2 protein-coding genes and 1 pseudogene are annotated in these 2,414 nt (G+C 72.5%); all 3 read right to left on the bottom strand.

Annotated features, from left to right (window positions below; all coding sequences use genetic code 11):
• Positions 1-928 (bottom strand): HAMP domain-containing protein (locus tag CPE01_RS16215; protein WP_146807841.1); only part of this gene is annotated, 928 nt, incomplete at its 3' end.
• The gene (locus CPE01_RS16210) at positions 928-2,010 is read right to left on the bottom strand and encodes a substrate-binding domain-containing protein (protein ID WP_146807840.1); all 1,083 of its coding nucleotides are present in this window, start codon (positions 2,008-2,010) and stop codon (positions 928-930) included. The genes CPE01_RS16210 and CPE01_RS16215, both read right to left, overlap by 1 nt.
• A gap of 158 nt (positions 2,011-2,168) precedes the next feature.
• A pseudogene (locus CPE01_RS16205) lies at positions 2,169-2,414 on the bottom strand (methyl-accepting chemotaxis protein); the annotation flags it as partial.

The raw sequence follows: 2,414 nt of genomic DNA, 5'->3' as shown, positions 1-2,414 counted from the left end.
CCACGACGCCCGCCTGCGCGGACGTCTCGTTCGCCGCACCCGAGACCTCGGTGTTCGAGGCCGCGAAGCGCTGCGACGAGTCGGCGACCTCCGCTGCGGTCCGGGCGACCTCGGAGAGCGTCGTGCGCAGCGACTCCTGGGCGCTCGTGAGCGAGGCCGCCATGCGGCCGACCTCGTCGCGCTCGGACACGTCGACCTCGTGCGTCAGGTCGCCGTCGGCCATCGCGTCGAGCGTGAGGCCGACGTCGCGCACCGAGCGCGAGATGCGCCGGATGGTCGCGGCGGCGAGCGCGACGGCGACCACGGTCGCGACGACGAACCCCCCGACGAGCACGAGGATCGTGCGGCGGATCTCGACCTGTGCGGCGTCCTGGATCGCGACGACGTCCGCGTCGGTCTGGGCCGACGCGAGCGTCAGGGCGCGTCCGGCCCAGTCGGGGTCGGCAGCGATCTCGGACGAGAGCAGGGCACGGGCACCCGCCGCGTCCCCCGCCTCGATGAGCGGCTCGAGCGTGCCGCTGCGCAGCGCGAGCCACGCGTCCCACCGTTCGCCGAACGCCTCCCACTGCGGACCCGAGGCCTGCGGGAACTCGGCGATCACCGCCACCTGCGCCTGCACGTCCGCGTCGACCCAGGCGGCCGACGTCAGCAGCTGCCGACGCGTGTCCGCGTCGGCGTCGACCGCGCGGCGCACCAGGACGTGGCTGCGCTGCTGGTCGGTCTGGAGCTGCGTGAACGAGCGCTGCAGCTGCGTGTTGAGCCGGGCCATCTCGTCGAGGTGGTGCGAGCTGCGCAGCAGCGCGTAGGCACCCACTCCTCCGACGAGGGCGAACGTCCCGCCCATGACGAGCAGCACGACGGTGAACTTCACGCCGATCGACCGGTCCCAGAACCAGGCACCGCGCCGGCGCACGGTCGTGTCACTCATCAGCCGATCTCCTCCGCCGTGTAGTAGCCGCTGTCGACGAGCACGGCGCGGTAGTTGTCCTGCGTGACCAGCTGCGGCGCGAGCAGGAAGGCGGGGACGACGCCGGCGCCGTTGTCGTACGACGTGGTGTCGTTGATCTCCGGGTCGGAGCCGGTGAGCAGCGACTCGACCATCTGCACGGTGACCTCGGCGAGCTGACGCGTGTCCTTGTAGACGGTCGAGTACTGCTCGCCCGCGGCGACCGACTTCACCGCCGGGATCTCCGCGTCCTGGCCGGTGACCACCGGGACGTACCCGAGGTCACCGGTCGCGGCGACGACGGCCTGCGCGACGCCGTCGTTCGGCGCCAGCACACCGGCCAGCCGGGTGCCCGAGCGGTAGGGGGCGACCAGCGACGCCATGCGCTCGCCGGCGACGTCCGCGGCCCAGCCGGGCGTCGCTACCTGGTCGAACGTCGTCTGGCCGGACGGCACGACGAGCACGCCGTCCGCGAGGTAGGGCGTCAGGACCGACATCGCACCGTCGAAGAAGACGTGCGCGTTGTTGTCGTCGGGCGAACCCGCGAACAGCTCGATCGCGAACGGCCCGCGGTCCGCCGTGCGCTCGCCCACCTCGTCGAGCACCCCGATGCCCTGCAGGAGCGAGCTCGCCTGCAGCGCGCCGACGCGCCGGTTGTCGAACGAGGCGTAGTAGTCGACGGCCGCGCCGTCCACGATGAGCCGGTCGTACGAGACGACCCTGACGCCGGCGGCGTGCGCGTCGGCCAGGACAGAGGTGAGCGAGCCCGCGTCGACCGCCCCGACGACGAGCGCGTCGGCTCCCCCGGCGACCATCTGCTCGATCTGCTCGGCCTGCAGCGCGGCGTCGTCGTCCGCGTACTGCATCTCGACGTCGAAGCCGAGCGAGCCGAACTGCTCGGCGAGGTTCTCACCGTCGGCGACCCACCGCGTCTGCACGGTGGTCGGCATGGCGATGCCGACGAAGGGCTTGTCGTCGTCCGCCGATCCGGCGGCGCACCCGGTCGTCAGCGACAGGACGCCGACGACGAGGAGCACCGCGGTGCGGTGGGTACCTGGGGACATGCTGGACGTTCCTCGTTCCGTGCCGACGACCGGGTGGGTGACCTGGCCTGGAGGTGCCGGCGGTAGGGGTGCCCGGCCGGGTCGTGGGACGGCCCGGCCGGGCTCTGCTCGATGGGGGGTACGCGCTGGGGACCTGCGGGGCGCCGTGCTCGACGGTGCTAGAAGGTGAAGGCCGCGACGCGGGTGCGCAGCTCCGCGGACATCCGGGCGAGCTCCGAGACGGACTCCCCCATCTGCTCGATCACCTGGGTGTTCGACGACGTCGCCGTCGCGACGCCGGTGATGTTGGTGGCGATCTCGCCCGAGCCGGTCGCGGCCTCGGCCACACCCCGGGTCATCTCGTTCGTCGTCGCGGTCTGCTCCTCGACGGCCGACGCGATGGTCAGCTGGTAGTCGTTGATCGA

It is taken from the genome of Cellulomonas persica, from assembly GCF_007989825.1.
Taxonomy (GTDB): Bacteria; Actinomycetota; Actinomycetes; order Actinomycetales; family Cellulomonadaceae; genus Cellulomonas; species Cellulomonas persica.
This window is presented reverse-complemented; position numbering and strand designations above follow the sequence as displayed.